This is a genomic window from Kitasatospora sp. NPDC048286 (genome assembly GCF_043201735.1).
In the GTDB taxonomy this organism is placed as follows: Bacteria; Actinomycetota; Actinomycetes; order Streptomycetales; family Streptomycetaceae; genus Kitasatospora.
On record NZ_JBICZE010000017.1, the window covers coordinates 154,340 to 172,815 of the forward strand.

An 18,476-nucleotide genomic window follows, 5' to 3' on the forward strand; every position below is an offset into this window, starting at 1 on the left:
CGTCGATCAGCGAGCCGATCAGCGGGCCCCCCGCCGAGCCTCCCGCACCCGCCGCAGCCGATTCACCAGCACCGGCGCGTGCGCCAGCGCCTCCTCCCGGTCCAGCAGAGCGTTCAGCACCTGGTAGTACCGCGTGGAGGAGAGCCCCAGCTCCTCCCGGATCGCCCGCTCCTTGGCCCCCGCCGTACGCCACTGCCGCCCCTCCAGCGCCAGCACCGCCCGTTCCCGCTCACTCAGCTCGCCCACCGCGCACACCTCCGCCCGCCACTACGGAGTGTCATTCTCCCGCGCGACCCCGACACACACTGCTCGCCCCACCGTCCCCCCGGCCGCACTAACGTCACCCCCATGACCACGCCCAGCTTCGCCCTGCACATCCCGACCGCCGACCTCGACCCCGACCCGCTGGACCCCTCCCAGATCGTCTCCGGCACCCCCGAGGTCACCGGCAGGGTGCTGTCCGAGTCCGCCGACGGCCGCCACCTGCGCGGCCTCTGGCAGATCACCCCCGGCGTGGTCACCGACGTCGAGGCCGACGAGATGTTCGTGGTGCTCAGCGGTCGGGCCACCATCGAGATCGAGGGCGGCCCGACCCTGGAGGTCGGCCCCGGCGACTGCGCGGTCCTGCGCGAGGGCGACCGCACCACCTGGACGGTCCACGAGACCCTCCGCAAGGCCTACGCCATCACGCTCCCGTAGGAACCGGACGACCCCGCCGGGGCCGGTCCCCCGGCCCGGCCCCGGCCCCCTACTTGCGGACCGCCGCCGCCTCCTTCACCGCCGCGTCCTGCAGCCCCCCGAGCACCTGCTTCGGATCCCCCGTCACCGCCTGCCCGATCCCCGCCTTGATCCGGTCGCTGACCTCGCCCCAGGCCGGGTCCCCGAACGGGTAGAAGCTCGCGTTGGTCAGCCCGACCGCGAACTGCTTGAGGTCCTCGTGCTTCGGGTCCGTCGACATCTGCGCGAACGCGTCCTGGGTGACCGGCAGGAGGTTGTACTGCTCGTCGAACTTCAGCTGGTTGTCCTTGTCGTAGACGAACGACAGGAACTTCTTGATCTCGTTCTTGTGCCCGTTCGCCTTGAACGCCATCATCCAGTCCGCGACCCCGAGGCTCCCCGTGCGCCCGAGCCCGTCCCGCTTCGGGATCGGCGCCGTCCCGAACTCGACCTTCCCCGCGGTCGCCATCCGCAGCAGCGTCGGATGCCCGTTCAGCATCGCCACCTTCCCCGCGGCGAAGTCCTGGAACACCGGGGTGCGGTTCATCTTGCCGGGGTCCGGGTACGTCAGCCCGGTGGCCACCAGGTTGCTCTTCAGCCAGCTGAAGGTCGCCTGGTTCTGGGCGCTGTCGATGGTGTAGTTGCCGACGTCGTCGGAGATGCTGCCGCCGCCGCTCAGCGTCCACAGCATCGACTCGGCCGGCGCCTCCTCCGGTCCCAGCGGCAGCCCGTACGGGGTCACCCCCGGCACCTTGGCCTTGATCTTCTCCGCGTCCTGCCGCAGCTCGTTCCAGGTGGCCGGCGGCTGGGCGATCCCGGCCTGCCGGAACATCGCCTTGTTGTAGAAGAGCACCCGCGACGAGGAGACGAACGGGATCCCGTACTGCGTCCCGAGCACCTGTCCGGCGTGCGCGAAGGTCTCCAGGAACCTGGCCTGGGTCTCCACCGAGAGCACGTCGGACGCCGGGTAGAGCCGCTCCGCCGCCACCTGGTCGGCGAAGCCGCCGGTCTGCAGCAGGTCCGGCGACTTGCCGGCCGCGATCATGTCCTCGACCTTCTTGCCGATCTCGGTCCAGCTGTCCACCTCGACGCTGACCTTGATCCCGGGGTTGGCCGCCTCGAAGTCCCTGGCGACCGCGTCCCAGTAGCGCTGGGAGTTGGTCTCGGGGCTCTCCCCGTAGTCGGCCGCGACCAGCTTGAGGGTGACGGGCCCGCCGTCCTGCCCGGCGCAGGCACTGGCCGCGGTGAGGACCAGTGTTCCGGCCAGTACACCGCCGAGCACACGGGTGGGAACGTGGACGCGCCTGTTCAACGCGGGTACCGCCTTCGGGGGGATGAATTCGGCCGGAACGGGGGATTCCGGCAGGGGACGCGCCACACTGCCAAACCCGCCGACCGCCGGTCCACACCACCGACCGGGCCCGCCCGAGTAGTTATCGAAGTGCTCCGAGTCATTGCACAATGCGCAACAAAACCCCCGCGCACCCCGGTCCGCACCCACCCCGGCCTCCGGCCCCGCGCCCCGCCGCAAAGCCCCGCACACCCCCGCAGCTGCGACAAAGCTCACCCAGTATGGACCAGACCAATCCGACAACTGGACTAGACCTCTTCGACCCGCCCAAGGGAAACTGTCCTCCGTGAAGCACGTCATCGCACTCGATGTAGGCGGCACCGGCATGAAGGCCGCGCTGCTCGCCCAGGACGGCTCCGTGCTGTTCGAAGCACGCCGACCGACCGGGCGGGAGCACGGCACCGACGCCGTCGTCACCGCCATCCTCGACTTCGCCACCGACCTGGCGGACGAGGGCCGCAGCCGCTTCGGCGTCGCCCCGCTCGCGGCCGGCGTCGCCGTCCCGGGCACGATCGACGAGAAGAACGGCATCGCGGTCTACTCCGCCAACCTCGGCTGGCGCGACCTCCCGCTGCGCAAGCTGCTCGGCGAGCGCCTGGCCGGGCCGCAGGGCGGCGCGATGCCGGTGGCCCTCGGCCACGACGTGCGGTCCGGCGGCCTGGCCGAGGGCCGGATCGGAGCCGGACGGGGCGTCGACCGCTTCCTGTTCATCGCCCTCGGCACCGGCATCGCCGGCGCCATCGGCATCGACGGCCGGATCGAGGCCGGCGCGCACGGCTACGGCGGCGAGATCGGCCACGTCGTGGTCCGCCCTGGCGGCCCGCTGTGCGGCTGCGGCGCCCGCGGCTGCCTGGAGACACTGGCCTCCGCCTCCGCCGTCTCCCGCGCCTGGGCCGAGGCCAGCGGTGACCCCGACGCCGACGCGGCATCCTGCGCCGCCGCGGTGGACGCCGGGAACGACCGCGCCGTCGCGGTCTGGCAGCGGGCCGTCGACGCCCTGGCGGACGGCATCGTCCTGGCCCAGAGCCTGCTCGACCCGTCGACGGTGATCGTCGGCGGCGGGCTGGCCGAGGCCGCCGACACGCTCTTCACCCCGCTGCGCGCGGCGGTCGCCGAGCGACTGACCTTCCAGATGCCCCCGAAGGTCGTGCCCGCCATGCTCAAAGACACCGCCGCATCCCTGGGCGCGGGCCTGCTCGCCTGGGATCTGCTCTCCTTGGAGGTGACCGCGTGACCACCGCGGACCGTGACCGTACTGCCCTGGCCGGCGCCCGACTGGTCCTGCCCGGCGGCGTCGTCGAGGGCGGCCGCCTCACCGTCGACGGCGAGCGCATCGCCGCCGTCGGGAGTGGGGCGGGTGGCGGCGACAGCGAGCCCGGCGATCTCGACCTGACCGGGTACACCGTCGTGCCCGGCTTCGTCGACCTGCACGTCCACGGCGGCGGCGGTGCCTCGTACACCTCCGGCATCGCCGAGGAGGCGCTGCTGGCCGCCCGCACCCACCTGGAGCACGGCACCACCACCACGGTGGCCTCCACCGTCACCGGCGAGATCGACGAGGTCGCGCGCCAGGCGCACGTCCTGTCCGAACTCGTCGAGGACGGCGTCCTGGCCGGCATCCACTTCGAGGGCCCGTTCATCTCGCCGGGCCGCTGCGGCGCCCACCGCCCCGACCTGCTGCGGGACCCCGACCCGGCGCTGGTGCGCAAGCTGGTCGACGCCGCCCGCGGCCACGCCAGGATGGTCACCCTGGCCCCCGAACTGCCCGGCGGCCTGGACTCGGTGCGGATGCTCGCCGACCTCGGCGTGATCGCCGCCGTCGGCCACACCGACTCCGACTACGCCACCACCCTGGAGGCGATCGAGGCCGGCGCCACCGTCGCCACCCACCTGTTCAACGCCATGCCCGGCATCGCCCACCGCGCGCCCGGCCCGATCGTGGCGCTGCTGGAGGACGAGCGGGTCACCGTCGAACTGATCAACGACGGCGTGCACCTGCACCCCTCCGTGCTGGACCTCGCCTACGGCACCGCCGGCGCGCAGCGGGTCGCCCTGATCACCGACGCGATGGGCGCGGCCGGCATGGGCGACGGCCTCTACCCGCTCGGCCCGCTCCAGGTCGAGGTCAAGGACGGCGTGGCCCGGCTGGTCGAGGGCGGCGCGATCGCCGGCTCCACCCTCACCCTGGACGTGGCGTTCAAGCGCTCGGTCACCGTCAACGGGCTGAGCCTGAACCAGAGCGTCGAGTCGCTGTCCGCCACCCCGGCCCGCCTCCTCGGCCTGAGCGACTCGATCGGCTCGCTGGAGGCCGGCAAGCTCGCCGACCTGGTCGTGGTCGACTCCGAGAGCTACGACCTGGTCGCCGTGATGCGCCGCGGCCGGTGGGTCCTCGGCGGCGAGCGGTTCCGGCCCGTGAAGGCCGACTGACCGGAGCCCGCCGACACGACGGCCGCCCGCCCCCGGGAAGGGGACGGGCGGCCGTGTCGCGTCCGGGGCGGCGTCAGCCGCTCGGCTCGATGGTGATCTGGTCGATCAGGATCGGCCCGGAGGGCACCGTGAAGGTCACCGAGTTCGTCCCGGCCTGGAACTGCGGGAGTATCCAGGTGGAGAACCAGGCGGAGGTCTGGTCCTTGGGGGGCGCCCCGTAGATCTTGTAGGTCACCCCGCTCGGCCAGTCCTTGCCGTTCACCACGACGCTGCCCTTGATATCGGCACCCGTGTAGTTGTAGTGCACGGACAGCTTGTACGTCCCGGCCGTGGCGATCTCGCCGGTCCAGGTCACCGAGCCGCCCGGCTGCAGCGTCAGGTAGCTGCCGTCGGCCGACTTGGCGCCCTTGACGCTGTTGCCCACCGGCGCGTTCTGCGCCTGGAACTGGCCGGCGTCCACGTTCGTCGGGCCGGTGATCGCGGCGGCGCTCGCCGACGGGGCGGCGCTCGCGGACGTGGCCGTCGGAACCGGGGTGGTGGGGGCCGGCGGTGCGGCGGTCGCGGCGCCGCCCTTGCCGCCCTTGTCGTCCGGGTCCCCGGTGGAGAGCGCTATGCCGGCCCCGATCGCTATCGCCGCGACCACGGCCACCGCGCCGATCACCGCGCCCTTGCTGCGGCCGCTGCTGCGGGGCTCCTCCCCCGGCTGCGGCCGGGAGTGCTCCGCGTAGCGGGTCTGCTGGGTGGGCACGGCACCGTACTCGGGCTGCTGCGGCTGGCCGGGCTGGCCGCCGTACGGGGCCTGCGGCTGACCGCCCTGCTGGCCGTACGGCTGCTGCTGTTGCTGCTGTGCCCGCTGCGGGTAGCCGTACTGCGCGCGCCCGACCTCCATCGGACGGCTGTACGACGTGCGCGGGACCCCCTGCTGCGGCTCGGCCGGCTGCCCGGTGGAACCGTCGGCCGGGCGGTACAGGTAGCCGAACGGGTCGTCGTCCTGCGGGGCACCGCCCCCCTGGCCCTCGGGCACTCCGTTGCTGCCGGCGGTCGTCACGGTGGTCTGCTCCCCCATCCGGTGCGCCGCCGGCTGCGGGCGGCACAGATCATGGACGCTGTCGTACCGGGAACCCTACCTGCCGTACGTGACAGCGGGAAAAGACGCCTTGACAACTCACGGGTAACCTGGCGCGACCGGGGCCCGCACCCGCGCTGCTCGGCGCCCGCTCAGCCCGCGCGCCGGTGCGAGCGCTCGCCGCGCGCCCCGCGCACCGCCCCGCCCCGGGCCCGCTTCTCGTCGTACATCCGCTCGTCCGCGGTGTGCAGCACCTCCTCGATGCTCATCCCGCAGCCGGCCCAGCCGACCCCGAGGCTCACCCCCACCCGCATCGCCCGGCCGTCGATCCGCATCGGCGGGATGATGGCGCCCCGCAGCCGGTGGGCGAGGTCCTTGGCCTCCTCGCGGCCGATCCCGTCGGCCAGCACCACGAACTCGTCACCGCCGAGCCGGGCCACCGTGTCGCCGTCCCGGACGGCCTGGCTCAGCCGCTGGGCGACCTCGACCAGCACCGCGTCACCCGCGTTGTGGCCGAACCGGTCGTTGATCGACTTGAAGCCGTCCAGGTCGCAGAAGAGCACCGCGAGCCCCTTCTCCACCGCCGCCGCGCCGCCGGAGCGGAACGGCACCGACCAGGCCTCGCCGCCCGGCCCGTACTCGGCGGGGACCACCGCGTGCACGTGCTCCCCGTAGCCCGGGCCGATCCCGCCCGGCACGCCCTCGTACATCCCGTAGCCGTGCACCGCCCCGGCGTACTCCCTGTGCACGGCGTAGGAGTCGGCCGGGTAGCCGTACGGCTGGGGGTAGGCCACCTCGACCTGGCCGGCGGCGGCGCCGACCGGCTGCGGCTGGGCGCAGAGCCGGCGGGCCAGCCTGGCCTTGAGCTCGGCGCCGTTCGGCAGCCCGGTGAGTGCGTCGTGGCTGGCCCGGTGGGCGAGCTGGAACTCGTGCCGCTTGCGGTCCTCGATGTCCTCGACGTGGGTGAGCAGGAAGCTCGGGCCCTCGGCCGCGTCCGCGACGATCGAGTTGCGCAGGCAGACCCACTGGTAGCCGCCGTCCCGCCGGGACAGCCGCAGCTCGGCGCGGCCGCTCTCGGCGCTGGTGCGCTCCAGCAGCGCCCGGTCCTCGGGGTGCACGAGGTCGGCGAAGCTCTGCTGGCGCAGCACCGCCCGGGGCCGGCCGAGCAGTCGGCAGAGCGCGTCGTTGACCCTGGTCAGCTGGCCGCGCCCGGCACCGTGCAGCTCGGTGATCGCCATCCCGCTGGGTGCGTACTCGAACGCCTGGCGGAAGCTCTCCTCGCTGGCCCGCAGCGCCTGCTGCTCCTTCTCCAGGCGGGCCAGCGCGCGCTGCATCTCGGCCCGCAGCCGGGCGTTGCCGATCGCGATGGAGGCCTGCAGCGAGAACATCTCCAGCGCCTCGCGGGTCCACGCCCCGGGCCGTTTGCCGCTGCGCGGCCGGTCCACCGAGAGGACGCCGAGGAGGTCGCCGCCGGCGCTGTACATCGGGGCGAGCAGCCCGTCGGCGGGGTGCCAGTCGTTGGCGTACACCGGCAGCGGACCGTCCCCGATCCAGCGCGGGATGTCGCTGGCGACGGCCCAGCCGCGGTCGTACGGCAGGAAGCGCAGGGTGCCCCAGTGGTCGCTGACGCCGAGCAGCCGGTCCCAGGACTCCCGGGAGCCGACCTGGCCGAGCAGGACGGAGGGGCCGCCCATCGGGCTCTCCTCCAGCTCCCAGACGGCCGCCACCACCAGGTCGCCGTCCGGCCGGACCAGGCTGACCGCGGCGGCGTCGAAGCCGAGCCCGTGTACCGCGCCTTCGACAACGGCCTGGAGCGTGCCAGCGAGGCTGCGGGCAGCGTTGAGGTCCGCCACGACCCGGTGCAAGGTGCGGAGGGTCGCGAGACGGACGTACGGCTCCGACTCGGCTTCCATGCGGGGGCTCCCCGGCTGCTTCGGATAGTTCTTGATTGGTTATCGTCCGATTGCCAGAAGAACTGAATCACAGGGAGCACAGCGCTCGGCACGCTCGGTCAGCAATAGGCCATCACTTGTGACTTAAATCACACGACACTAATGCGCCCTTAATCAGTTCATCTGTCCCATAGCGGGACATAAAGCGCCATCGGAACATTTCTCGTGGTCGACCGCATTGGCCGCGGGCTGAAGCCCAGTGCGCCCGCCACTCCGGCCGCTTCACTCCTACGGGTGAGTTCGGCCACCGAGCGCAACCCTTCGGCCTGACCTCCGGTCCTACGACCAAGGCCCGATGCCGTTTCTCCCAGGTGACGACTACCGTGCGGTACGTGTACCCGTCCCCGCAGCCCGAAGCTGCCCCCCACGCCACGCCCGACGAGTTCCGGGCTGCCCTCTCCCAGCTCGCCGCCGGCGTGAGCCTGGTGACCGTCCACGACCCGGAGGACGGCGAGGACGTCGGCATGACCGCCACGTCCTTCCTCTCGGTGTCGCTGGAGCCGCCGCTGGTGCTGATCTCGGTCCGCGAGGACTCCCGGATGGACGACGTGCTCTCCCGGGCGGACACCTGGGCGGTCTCGGTGCTGGCCGAGGGGCAGAAGACGCTCGGCTCCCGGTTCGCCATGAAGGGCCGACTCAGCGACCGGCTGCTGTTCGCGGACACCCCGCACCACCGCGGCCCGCACACCGACGCCCCGCTGATCACCGGGGCGCTGGCCACCGTCGAGTGCCGCACCGAACAGCGGATACCGGCCGGGGACCACACCCTGCTGCTCGGCCGCGTCCTGGAGGCCGTGGTGCCCGACCCCGGCGGCCGCCCGCTGCTCTACTTCCGCGGCGGCTACCGCACCCTCGGCTAGAGCGCGTCCGCACGGCCACGGCCCGTCCGCCCGCCCAGGGCGCGTCTACTCGCCGCCCCGCGGCGCCCGACGGCCCTGCTTCAGCTCGGAGCGGTGCCGCTTGTTGTACAGCCGGCGCTCGACCATCCCCCGGCTCGGCCTGGTCGCCCGCCGGGTCTTCGGCGGCGGTGCGCACGCCTCGCTCAGCAGCGCCGACAGCCGAGCCGCGGCCGCCTCCCGGTTGCGCCACTGCGAGCGGAACTCCGAGGCCTGGACCACCAGCACCCGCCCGTCCACCAGCCGACCGGCCAGCCGCTCCAGCGCGCGCTCGCGCCAGACCTCGGGCAGCGCCTTGGTCGACGCCAGGTCGAAGCGCAGCTCGGCCTTGGAGTCGGAGGTGTTGACGTGCTGGCCGCCGGGGCCTGAGGAACGCGAGAAGCGCCAGACGAGCTCGGCGTCGGGGACGACCACCGACCCCCGTACGCGGATGGGCTCGGACATGCGTCCATCATCCCGTGCGCGGCCCACCCGGTCACGCCGTTATTCGCCCCCGCCCCTCCGGCTCGGGGCGGCACGGCCCGCGGGCCCCGTCGCCCGTCCGGCCCCGGTTCCCCCCGGGCGTCCGGAGCCCCGACAATGGCGTACGTGATCGAGCTCGGCTACTCCCTCTCCAACCGTTTCCCCGACCCCCCGCAGACGGACTACCGCACCGCGTCCGTGCACGCCCTGCGGTACGACCTGTTCTGCGGCGACGTCTACCTGGACGACGAGGGCTCGGAGCTGTCCACCGCCTGGGGCTGGGTGCCGGTGCTCGACTTCGCGTGGGCGCTGTGCGACATCGCCGAGCTGCTGGACCGCGACCCGGACGGCGTCCGGGCCGCCCGGGTGCAGACCGCCGACCTCGACTTCACCCAGAACACCGAGCTGCTGCGCTTCGCCCGCCGCTTCAACTGGGTCGAGGTCACCGCCACCTGGCTGCCGGACGAACCGCCGGTGGTCGTCCGACACGGCGAACTGCGGCGCGAGGCCCGGGACTTCCTCCAGGACACCCTGGCCGACCTCTTCGACATGCACCCCGATCTGGCCGACAACCCGAACATCTGGACGCTGCAGGGACGGTTCCGCCGGATCTGACACCGGCTTTGCCGGGGCTTTGCCAGCCGATTGGCGCCCACGAAGAATTCACGGGCTCTGCGGAACCAAGCCCCCGGACTATTGCGTTGTCCCGGGAAATAGCGAACGAAAGCAACGAAGGGACTGCAATCGTCATGCCAGTGAGCCTCTCCAAGGGTGGCAACGTCTCGCTGACCAAGGAGGCCCCCGGCCTGTCCGCGGTCTCCGTCGGCCTGGGTTGGGACGTCCGCACCACGACCGGCGCCGAGTTCGACCTCGACGCCAGCGCGATCGTCCTGAACGCGGACGGCAAGGTGCTGTCCAACGCCCACTTCGTCTTCTTCAACAACACCAGCACGCCGGACAACACCGTCGTGCACACCGGTGACAACCGCACCGGCGAGGGTGCGGGCGACGACGAGTCGATCAACGTCAACCTGGCCGGCCTGCCGGCCGAGGCCGTCAAGATCACCTTCCCGGTCACCATCTACGACGGCGTCGCCCGCGGCCAGAACTTCGGCCAGGTCCGCAACGCCTACATCCGCGTGGTGAACGCGGCCGGCGGCTCCGAGATCGCCCGCTACGACCTCTCCGAGGACGCCGCCACCGAGACCGCGATGATCTTCGGCGAGCTCTACCGCAACGGCGCGGAGTGGAAGTTCCGCGCCGTCGGCCAGGGCTACGCCTCCGGCCTGGCGGGCATCGCCCAGGACTTCGGCGTCCAGATCTGACGCACCCGCGGAAAACACCGCGGCGCGGGAAGTCGGTCCGTCCGACTTCCCGCGCCGCGGTTCTCGTTTCCGGGGCCCGGCGGGCCCGGCGCCCTCAGCGCGAGGCGCGCAGCTCCGGCAGCTGGATCAGCTCGGTCTCGTCCTCCGGCGTCAGGTCCACCACGGCCGGCGCGCCCTGCTCCGGCCGCTCGGCCCGCTCCGCCGCCCGGGCGTCGGCCTCGGCCTTCGCGGCCACCGCCTCGTCGCCCACCACGTCCGCCAGGTCGGCGCGCTCCCCCAACTCGGCGACGCTGCCCACGGCCGGCGCCGGGGCCGCCGGGCGCGCCGGGGCGGCCGAGCCGCGGCCGAAGAAGCTGAAGCCCTGCCCGCGCGCCTGCCCGGACTGGGCCGGCCGCGGCCGCTGCCGCTCGGCCGGCGCGGGCGCCGCGGCGGGCGCGGCCGGCGTCCCGCCGAGCTGACCCACCGTCGCGGTCAGCGCCGGACGCACCGGCGCGGGCCGCACCGGCGACTGGGCCGCCGGCGCCTGCTCCGGCGTGGGCACCGAGGGCGCCACCGGAGCCGGTACGGCCACCGGGGCGGGCACCGGGGTCGGCGCCGGCGCCGTACGCGCCCGCAGAGCCACCTCCGCACCCGCCGTCCGCGCCCGCCGGGCCTCCTGCTCCGCCGCACGGCGCTCCAGCTGCCGCAGCACGGCCGCCGCCCGCACGTACGCCGCCGGGCTGGCCGGGTACTTCGGACGGCTCGCGGCGAGCGCCCGCTGGGCCGCCTCGGCCTCCTTGAGCGCCTGCTCGGCCACCGTCACGGCCCGCTCGCGCAGCAGCCGGGCGATCTCGGTCTCGGCCTTCGCCAGCCGCGACTTCTCCGCCGTCAGCCGCCGCCCGAACCGGGTGGCCCGCTCCTCGGCGACCTCCGCCGCGTACTCGGCCTCGGCCAACTGCTCCTCGAACCGCTCCTCGGCGCGCAGCCGCTGCGCCGAGGACATCTCGGCGGCCGCCCGGGCCGCCTTGTCCCGCTGGCGCAGCAGCAGCGCGAAGCCGAGCGTCGCGATCACCGCCGCGACGCCCACCGAGCGCACCAGGACGGTGTCCTGACTGAAAAGCAGCCCGGCCAGCGCGGCGACCAGCAGCACGCCGGCGGCGGTGGGGGGAAAGACCCGGCCGAGGACGGAGGAATGACGGTGGCGTCCGCGAGACATGTCCAAGAAACTAGCGTGCGAATTGGGGGCGTGTCAGCCCAGGGTCCCCTTCCGCCCTTGACAGGGGGCGGTTTTTACCGCACGTGCCCGGATTCTCACCCAAGATCACGAAGAAAGCCCTGCTCAACGAGGCCCTGGCGGTCTCAGCGGTGCGACGCCGCCGGACCACGCGGGTCGTCGTGGTTCTCCGGCAGCTTGCACACGTGCTGGATCCAGAGCGCCGCCGCGATCACCGCGGCCCCCGCCAGCACCACGAGCCCGGCCGTCACGGCCTGGTCCTTGCGGGCCGGCACGTCCAGTTCGCCCAGCAGGTAGATCCCGGCCCCCGCGTAGATCCCGGTGACCACCGACGACACCAGCGCGCTGGCCTGCCCCAGCACCACCGCCCGGGCCGCCAGCAGCGGGTCGACCCCCTTCGCCCCGGGCTGCCGCTCGCGCACCGCCTTCAGCCGGGCCCGCAGCGACAGCGCGGTCGCCAGCAGGATCACGGCCACCGCCGCCAGCACCACCGGCGCCGCGGCCGGAACGGCCGGCAGCGTGTCCACGGAGGCCCACAGCTTGGAGCCGGCCCAGGACAGCGCCGTCGTGGCGGCGGTGATGCCGATCAGCAGACGGAGGCGAAGCAGCTTCACGCGGAGGAGGTCCTTCCCGGGTACCAGAACCGGCCGACCGCCCGGCGGCCCGGCGCGGCGACGCCAAGCCACCGTACCGGGCCCGGCCGGGCGGACACCCGCGCCGACGACGGTCACCTACTCGTACGGCCGGGCCCCCGGTCGAGTTCCCCGGGCGACGACCCCGGCCGCCGGCCCCCGCAGGGCTCCCCCAGGCCCCACGACGGCCCTGCTACGGCCTCACTCCGGCAGCGTCAGCCGGATGTCGTCGCGGCGCTTCACGCCCTGCGCGTCGGGGCCGCCCAGCGCCGTCAGCAGCGCGTCCACCCGCCCGTGCCCGGGCACCTCGGCCTCCGGCTGGGCGTCCAGCCAGGGGGCGAGCACGAAGGCCCGCTCGTGCGAGCGCGGGTGCGGCAGCAGCAGCTGCGGGTCGTCGCTCAGCACGCCCTCGTAGGCCAGGATGTCGACGTCCAGGGTGCGCGGGCCCCAGTGGACGGTCCGCACCCGCCCGAAGGCGTCCTCGATGGCGTTGCCGCGCTCCAGCAGGTCCCGCGGGGGCAGCGAGGTCTGCAGCACCACGACCGCGTTGTAGTAGTTCGGCTGCTCCTCGGGCCCGCCGACGGCCTCGGTCTCGTACACCGCGGAGACGGCCTTGATCTTCAGCCCCGGCGTGTCGGCGAGCGCGTCGACGGCGCCCTGGAGGGTGTCCAGCCGGTTGCCCAGGTTGCTGCCGAGCGCGATCACCGCGCACCGCTGGCTGTGCAGCGTGGTGTCGGCGGAGTCCACCCGGCTCTCCAGGTCGAACGCGTTCGGCGTGTCGCTGCTGTTCATCGAAGAAATCCCTCTGCATCGGATACCGGGCGCGCGGTGGGGGTCATGCGCGGCCCCGGTGGATGGTCACGGTCACGTCGTCGAACGGCACGGTGATCGGGGCGTCCGGCTTGTGCACGGTGACCTCGACCTCCTCGACCGCATCGTGCTTCAGGCACTGGTCGGCGATGCGCTGGGCCAGCGTCTCGATCAGGTCGACCGGCTCCCCGGCGATGATCGCGGTGACCTCCTCCGCCACCAGGCCGTAGTGCGCGGTGCGGGTGAGGTCGTCTCCGGCCGCGGCGGGGCGGGTGTCCAGGTAGAGCACGAGGTCGACCACGAAGGTCTGCCCCTCGACGCGCTCGCGCTCGAAGACGCCGTGGTGGCCCCGGGCTCGCAGCCCCCGCAGGGTGACGCGGTCCAGCAAACGAATCACTGCTCCCAGTCGGACGGGCCCCACCCGGAGAAAGGCATGGACGGGCAGGGCGAAGGCGGGCAGCACGCCCGCCACTCCGTTTCGAATCTACCCGCGAGCACGGACAACGCCTGACCGTCCTACCCGGCACGAACCGACGCCACGCGCGCCGATATGGCGATTGACGTGAACGTTCGGTGACCACTCGGAGATTTCCGGCGACTTCTCGGCAGCGCATTTCCGCGGCCGCCGGAATCAGCTCTCCTCGTCGTCGTCCCCGCTGGTCAGAACGGGTGAACCGTGATGCGACCAGAGCTTCCACCCGGCCGGGGTGCGACGGAACAGATTCGTCGACACGACCTTTCCGCCGACCAGTGGTCCGAGTTCCCCCTCCTCTTCCGACTCACCGCCGGACAGGATGTTCTCGGTGCACGTGACAAGGGCCACATCCCCGTGCACCTCGGCCTCGACATCGGTCAGGAAGAACTGGATGTACTCCGTGTTCATCATGATCAGCATGTACGAACGGGTCACCTGGGCGCGGCCGCGCAGGACCGGCCAGCCCGGGTGCACGCACACCACCCCGCCCTTGTCGTCGGCGTCGGCGGCGCCCAGCCAGGCGTCCTCGACCGCTTCCAGGTCCCCCCGTTCCAGCGCCTCGTAGAGCCCCCGGTTCGCCGCGAGCACGGCCTCCACGTCCGCCTCGCGAGCCCGCCCGGCCGTACCGCCGCTCAACCTGCCGTCACCTGTCACAGACCCTCCCTCACACCGACCGCGCCGCGTGCTGCCAGGCCGCGACGACCCGGACGGCATCCGCCGTGCCGGACACGTCGTGCACCCGCACCGCCCAGGCTCCGGCCCGGGCGGACAGCACCGACACCGCAGCCGTCGCGTCGTCGCGCTCCCGGGCCGGGCGCAGTTCCCCGGTTGCCGGGTCGGCGAGCAGCGTACCCAGGAACCGCTTGCGCGAAGCCGCCACGAGCACGGGACGGCCGAGCGCGGTGAGCGCGTCCAGCCGGCCGAGCAGCGCCCAGTTGTGCTCGGAGGTCTTGGCGAAGCCGAGCCCCGGGTCGAGGATCACCTGGTCCTCCTTGACCCCGGCGGCCAGCAGCGCGTCCACCCGGTCGGTCAGTTCGGTCACCACGTCCCGGACCACGTCGTCGTAGACGGCCAGCCGGTCCATGTCGGCGGACTGCCCGCGCCAGTGCATCACCACGAAGGGGGCGCCGGTCTCGGCGACCACCCGGGCCATCGCCGGGTCGGCGAGCCCGCCGGAGACGTCGTTGACGATCACGGCGCCGGCCTCGACGGCCCGCTCGGCGACCGAGGCGCGCATGGTGTCCACGGAGACCATCACCCCGGCGTCGGAGAGCTCGCGCACCACCGGGATCACCCGGCGCAGCTCCTCCTCCTCGGGCACCCGCTGCGAGCCCGGCCGGGTGGACTCGCCGCCGACGTCCACCAGGTCCGCGCCGCGGGCCCGCAGCGCGAGGCCGTGCGCGATCGCCTTGGCCGGGTCGTGCCACATCCCGCCGTCCGAGAAGGAGTCGGGCGTGACGTTGACAACGCCCATCACGGCACAGCGCTCCAGTCGCGGCAGGCCGGCCGGCAGGGAGAAAGACGGCGAATCGTTCATGCTTCCCATTATCGAACGGGGCCCCCGCCGAAGGTTCTCGGCGGGGGCCCCGTTCCGTACCGGCGGGCCCCGGAGGGCGGCGGCGGGCCTCAGGCGGCCTCGGTGACCTCACGGGTCGACGGGACCGGCATCAGCCCCTCGCGCTGGCGCTTGCGGCCGAAACGCGGCATGCCGAGGGTGATGAAGGCCTCCGCCTGCATCGCGGCGAAGCCGATCCGCGGCAGGTCCCGGGTGCTCGGGAAGACCAGGAAGCGCGGCTCCCACTCGGGCTGGAACTTGGCGTTGAACTTGTACAGCGACTCGATCTGGAACCAGCGCGACAGGAACACCAGCAGCCCGCGCCAGGCGCGCAGCACCGGGCCGGCGCCGATCCGCTCGCCGCGGGCCAGCGCCGAGCGGAACATCGCGAAGTTGAGCGACACCCGGCGCACGCCCATCGCGGGCACCGCCTGCAGCGCGGCGACGATCAGCAGCTCGTTCAGGCCGGGGTCGGCGGCGCGGTCGCGGCGCATCAGCTCCAGCGAGATGCCGTCCGGCCCCCAGGGCACGAAGTGCAGCACGGCCTTCAGGTCGTCGCCCTCCTCGCCCTCCTCCGGGGCCTTGTGGGCGGTGACCACCACGCAGTCGTCGTCCAGCGGGTCGCCGAAGCGGCCGAGGGCCATCGAGAAGCCGCGTTCGGTGTCGGTGCCGCGCCAGCGGGCGGCGGCGTCGGCGATCCGGTACTTCTCCTCGGCGGTGAGCTCGGAGACCCGGCGCACCCGGCAGGAGTAGCCGTTGCGCTCGATCCGCTTGACCATCTGGCGCACGTTGCGCATGGCCCGGCCGGAGAGCGAGAAGGTGGCGGTGTCCACGATCGCCTCGTCACCCAGCTCCAGCGCGTCCAGGCCCGCCTCGCGGGTCCAGACCTCGCCGCCGACCTCGCTGCAGCCCATCACCGCCGGCACCCAGGCGTGCTCGCGGGCCTCGGCCATGAACACCTTGATCGCGCCGGGCCAGGCCTCGACGTCGCCGACCGGGTCGCCGGAGGCCAGCATCACGCCGGAGACCACCCGGTAGGAGATCGCCGCCTTGCCGGTGGGCGAGAACAGCACGCTCTTGTCGCGGCGCAGCGCGAAGTAGCCGAGCGAGTCGCGCTCGCCGTGCCGCTTGAGCAGCTCGCGGACCTTGTCCTCGTCCTCCGCGGTCAGCTCGGGCTTCGGCTTGCCCGGACGCAGCGCCAGGTAGGCGGTGGTGAAGGCGGTCAGCAGGCCGAGTCCGCCGAGCAGGTACGCGACCAGGTCGGACATCCGGATGTTGTTGTACCGGACCGGGCCCTCGAAGCCGAACAGTCCGTAGCCGACGTGCTGCAGGCGCTCGGTCAGGCCGGGGTGGCCGATCTCGTACTTGGTCCGGGTGCTCACGATCAGCAGGCCGAGCAGCACGCTGAGGGCGCCCATGACGATCAGGTTGACCAGCGCCCGCCAGCGGGTGCGCGGGTCGGCCTTGGCGTAGAACTCGCGCTGGTGGACCAGCATCACGACGAGGACCACCAGCGAGACGACCGCCGGGCCGATCTGGTGCCAGCGCACGATGTGCAGTCCGGCGCTGACCGGCAGCAGCACGCAGACCGCCCGCCAGGCCCGCCGCTTGCGCCGGCGCAGCGCGTGCGCCAGCGGCACCAGCAGGATGCCGACCATCAGCGTGCCGACCGCCGCCAGGCTGGTGGTGCCGCCCGGCAGCTGCCCGGCGAAGGTGTGCACCCTGGTGTGCCGAAGCTTGGGGAACACCGCGCTGGCTATGTCCATGAGCCCGATCAGCAGACAGGCGTAGCCGACCGCTCCGGGGAGCCAGGCCCTCGGGACGGCGGCCGCCTGGGTGCGCAGCGTCTGCAGGCCGCGGCGACGGCGGGGCGGCTGCTCGGGGCTCGGCTCAACGGACACGGGAACGCTCATGGAAGCTCAGCGTAGAGGCTGCGGTGCGGTGTCCGGTCACTCCGGAGGAGGACGCGTGATGGACCTTCATGCCTATTCCTTCATCAGGCAATGCGCATACCAAGGACCCGGAAACGGTCGGTAAACCGGTGCCGTGGTCGCGCTGCGGGTTGAGCCGGCGGCGGGAGCCCGGAGCCCGCCGCAACGTGGCGCGACGGGACCCTCCGGGACGCGTTACGTACGGTGGACGCCGCATTCTAGGGCGCCGGTTGCCCCGCGGCTCCCCCCGCCCCACCCGGCCCGCCCGAGCATCCGGACAGCCTAGTCGCGGTGGCCGGACCTGACGGACCGCCAGACGATGAAGCCTGCACCGACAGCGTCCCACCGGAAGGCCGACGGCATGGAACTGACCAGCGAAGCGCTGGTGAACTCGCTGCTCGCACTCGGCGTTGTGGCCGTCGTCGCGACCCTGTGGCTCTGGCCACGACTGGCACCCCAGCGCCCACTGCCGGTACTCGGCCGGATCGGACTGCTGACGGTCGTTCAAGCCTCCGTCCTGGCCGTGCTCGCGCTGTCGGTGAACAACTCCTTCGGGTTCTACACCTCCTGGGACGACCTGCTCAGCCCGGGCGGCGCCAAGCTCGCGCTGACCAGCAACGAGAACCACAAGGGCGGCACCCCGGCCCCCGACGCACTGGTCGAGCCCACCACCGAGGGCGGCCTGGAGGCCGTCACCAACCTGCCGAAGGGCCCGCCCGAGGAGGTCGGCAGGATCGAGTCGATCCGGGTCAACGGCAAGGAGACGGGCCTCTCCGACCAGATGTTCGTCTACCTGCCGCCCGCGTACTTCGACCAGAAGCTCGCCCTGGTCCGCTTCCCCGTCCTGCTGGCCATCGCCGGCTACCCGGGCACCACGCTGAACCTGCTGCAGGAGCTCCCCCTCGCCCAGACTGCGATCGAGCTGCAGCGCACCGGCAAGATGCCGCCGACCATCCTGGTGCTGGCCCGCCCCGCGGTCGTCCCCGCCCGGGACACCGAGTGCGTGGACGTCCCCGGCGGGCCGCGCACCGAGACCTGGTTCGTCAAGGACGTCCCCGAGGCCATCCGCAGCACCTACCGGGTCGGCCGCACGGCCGGCTCCTGGGGCACCTTAGGCTACTCCACCGGCGGCAGCTGCGCGCTGCGCCTGGCGATGCGTTTCCCGAACGTCTACGGCAACGCGGCGAGCCTGCACGGCGACTTCACCGTGCGCCAGGACAACTACACCGGCGGCGACCTCTTCAACGGCGACACGAAGCTGGCCCAGCAGCACGACCTCGGCTGGCGGCTGCAGAACCTGCCAGTCCCGACGCTCAACCTGTTGGCCGTCTCCACCCACACGGAGAGTGACTACCCGCAGACCGTCCAGTTCGTCGACCAGGCCACCAAGGTCGCGGCGGCCAACCCGCAGTTCACCATCGAGTCGCTCTACCTGAACGACGGCGGGCACAACTTCGAGAGCTGGACCAGGGAGCTGCCGGCCACCCTCGAATGGTTGGGCGCGCACCTGGGCTAGGCCGCACCCGAGCCGGGCCCGCACCCGGGCTAGGGCAGCTGAGTGATTACCCGACGGTCGGCCCGGAACGGCCGGCGGCCCGGGGGAACGTATCGCGACCGCCCGTCGGCCCCCGCCGGGCGCCGCCCCGGACCCGCGCAGGAGGCAC

The 18,476-nt window shown here is 72.9% G+C and carries 19 protein-coding genes; 7 read left to right on the forward strand and 12 right to left on the reverse strand.

Annotation, left to right across the window (positions count from 1 at the left end; all coding sequences use genetic code 11):
• Positions 1-18 precede the first annotated feature (18 nt).
• A complete protein-coding gene (locus ACGF13_RS33525) occupies positions 19-246 on the reverse strand; it encodes a DUF3263 domain-containing protein (protein WP_392882548.1) in 228 nt (75 codons plus the stop codon).
• A gap of 102 nt (positions 247-348) precedes the next feature.
• On the opposite strand from ACGF13_RS33525, the gene ACGF13_RS33530 reads away from it, so the two are divergent.
• Positions 349-699, forward strand: a complete 351-nt coding sequence (locus tag ACGF13_RS33530; RefSeq protein ID WP_392882550.1) for a cupin domain-containing protein — start codon at positions 349-351, stop codon at positions 697-699.
• A gap of 49 nt (positions 700-748) precedes the next feature.
• Here ACGF13_RS33530 and ACGF13_RS33535 read toward each other — a convergent pair whose 3' ends face one another.
• Positions 749-2,029, reverse strand: a complete 1,281-nt coding sequence (locus ACGF13_RS33535; RefSeq protein WP_392882553.1) for an extracellular solute-binding protein — start codon at positions 2,027-2,029, stop codon at positions 749-751.
• 325 nt (positions 2,030-2,354) lie between these two features.
• Between ACGF13_RS33535 and ACGF13_RS33540 the strand changes: the two genes are divergently transcribed.
• Together ACGF13_RS33540 and nagA are read left to right on the forward strand one after the other, a co-directional pair.
• On the forward strand, positions 2,355-3,302 hold the full coding sequence (locus ACGF13_RS33540) for an ROK family protein (protein WP_392882556.1): 948 nt from the start codon (positions 2,355-2,357) through the stop codon (positions 3,300-3,302).
• Entirely contained in the window at positions 3,299-4,495 is a 1,197-nt protein-coding gene (gene nagA, locus ACGF13_RS33545) for an N-acetylglucosamine-6-phosphate deacetylase (protein ID WP_392882559.1), read from the forward strand. Before ACGF13_RS33540 ends, nagA begins: the two co-directional genes overlap by 4 nt.
• 73 nt (positions 4,496-4,568) lie before the next feature.
• Here the strand turns inward: nagA and ACGF13_RS33550 are convergent, their stop codons facing one another.
• Positions 4,569-5,543: a hypothetical protein gene (locus ACGF13_RS33550; protein WP_392882561.1), complete on the reverse strand. Its 975-nt coding sequence runs from the start codon at positions 5,541-5,543 to the stop codon at positions 4,569-4,571.
• A 170-nt stretch (positions 5,544-5,713) separates the two neighbouring features.
• Complete coding sequence (locus ACGF13_RS33555) at positions 5,714-7,474, reverse strand: diguanylate cyclase domain-containing protein (RefSeq protein ID WP_392882564.1); 1,761 nt, start codon at positions 7,472-7,474, stop codon at positions 5,714-5,716.
• Positions 7,475-7,845: 371 nt separating this feature from the next.
• Here ACGF13_RS33555 and ACGF13_RS33560 point away from each other — a divergent pair, with 371 nt between their 5' ends.
• Positions 7,846-8,373, forward strand: a complete 528-nt coding sequence (locus ACGF13_RS33560; protein ID WP_392882567.1) for a flavin reductase family protein — start codon at positions 7,846-7,848, stop codon at positions 8,371-8,373.
• A 45-nt stretch (positions 8,374-8,418) separates the two neighbouring features.
• On the opposite strand, the gene arfB is transcribed toward ACGF13_RS33560, so the two are convergent.
• Entirely contained in the window at positions 8,419-8,853 is a 435-nt protein-coding gene (gene arfB / locus ACGF13_RS33565) for an alternative ribosome rescue aminoacyl-tRNA hydrolase ArfB (protein ID WP_392882569.1), read from the reverse strand.
• A gap of 135 nt (positions 8,854-8,988) precedes the next feature.
• Between arfB and ACGF13_RS33570 the strand changes: the two genes are divergently transcribed.
• A complete protein-coding gene (locus ACGF13_RS33570) occupies positions 8,989-9,486 on the forward strand; it encodes a hypothetical protein (RefSeq protein WP_392882572.1) in 498 nt (165 codons plus the stop codon).
• A gap of 134 nt (positions 9,487-9,620) precedes the next feature.
• Positions 9,621-10,196, forward strand: a complete 576-nt coding sequence (locus ACGF13_RS33575; protein ID WP_392882574.1) for a TerD family protein — start codon at positions 9,621-9,623, stop codon at positions 10,194-10,196.
• A gap of 94 nt (positions 10,197-10,290) precedes the next feature.
• Here the strand turns inward: ACGF13_RS33575 and ACGF13_RS33580 are convergent, their stop codons facing one another.
• The 7 genes from ACGF13_RS33580 to ACGF13_RS33610 all read right to left on the reverse strand — a co-directional run bounded on the left by ACGF13_RS33580 (position 10,291) and on the right by ACGF13_RS33610 (position 16,794).
• Positions 10,291-11,391 (reverse strand): hypothetical protein, encoded by a 1,101-nt coding sequence (locus tag ACGF13_RS33580; RefSeq protein ID WP_392882577.1) that lies wholly within the window; start codon positions 11,389-11,391, stop codon positions 10,291-10,293.
• A gap of 143 nt (positions 11,392-11,534) precedes the next feature.
• Positions 11,535-12,023 (reverse strand): DUF3180 domain-containing protein, encoded by a 489-nt coding sequence (locus tag ACGF13_RS33585; protein WP_392882579.1) that lies wholly within the window; start codon positions 12,021-12,023, stop codon positions 11,535-11,537.
• A gap of 219 nt (positions 12,024-12,242) precedes the next feature.
• Positions 12,243-12,833 carry a 2-amino-4-hydroxy-6-hydroxymethyldihydropteridine diphosphokinase gene (gene folK / locus ACGF13_RS33590; RefSeq protein ID WP_392882580.1) on the reverse strand — a complete coding sequence of 197 codons (591 nt, stop codon included), beginning with the start codon at positions 12,831-12,833 and terminating at the stop codon, positions 12,243-12,245.
• Between the two features lie 43 nt (positions 12,834-12,876).
• Positions 12,877-13,236 carry a dihydroneopterin aldolase gene (gene folB, locus ACGF13_RS33595; RefSeq protein ID WP_392882701.1) on the reverse strand — a complete coding sequence of 120 codons (360 nt, stop codon included), beginning with the start codon at positions 13,234-13,236 and terminating at the stop codon, positions 12,877-12,879.
• Positions 13,237-13,482: 246 nt separating this feature from the next.
• Positions 13,483-13,923 carry a nuclear transport factor 2 family protein gene (locus ACGF13_RS33600; RefSeq protein ID WP_392882582.1) on the reverse strand — a complete coding sequence of 147 codons (441 nt, stop codon included), beginning with the start codon at positions 13,921-13,923 and terminating at the stop codon, positions 13,483-13,485.
• Between the two features lie 67 nt (positions 13,924-13,990).
• Positions 13,991-14,872, reverse strand: a complete 882-nt coding sequence (gene folP / locus ACGF13_RS33605; protein ID WP_392882584.1) for a dihydropteroate synthase — start codon at positions 14,870-14,872, stop codon at positions 13,991-13,993.
• Between the two features lie 80 nt (positions 14,873-14,952).
• Complete coding sequence (locus ACGF13_RS33610; protein WP_392882587.1) at positions 14,953-16,794, reverse strand: phosphatidylglycerol lysyltransferase domain-containing protein; 1,842 nt, start codon at positions 16,792-16,794, stop codon at positions 14,953-14,955.
• A 379-nt stretch (positions 16,795-17,173) separates the two neighbouring features.
• Between ACGF13_RS33610 and ACGF13_RS33615 the strand changes: the two genes are divergently transcribed.
• On the forward strand, positions 17,174-18,328 hold the full coding sequence (locus tag ACGF13_RS33615) for an alpha/beta hydrolase (RefSeq protein WP_392882590.1): 1,155 nt from the start codon (positions 17,174-17,176) through the stop codon (positions 18,326-18,328).
• Positions 18,329-18,476 lie beyond the last annotated feature (148 nt).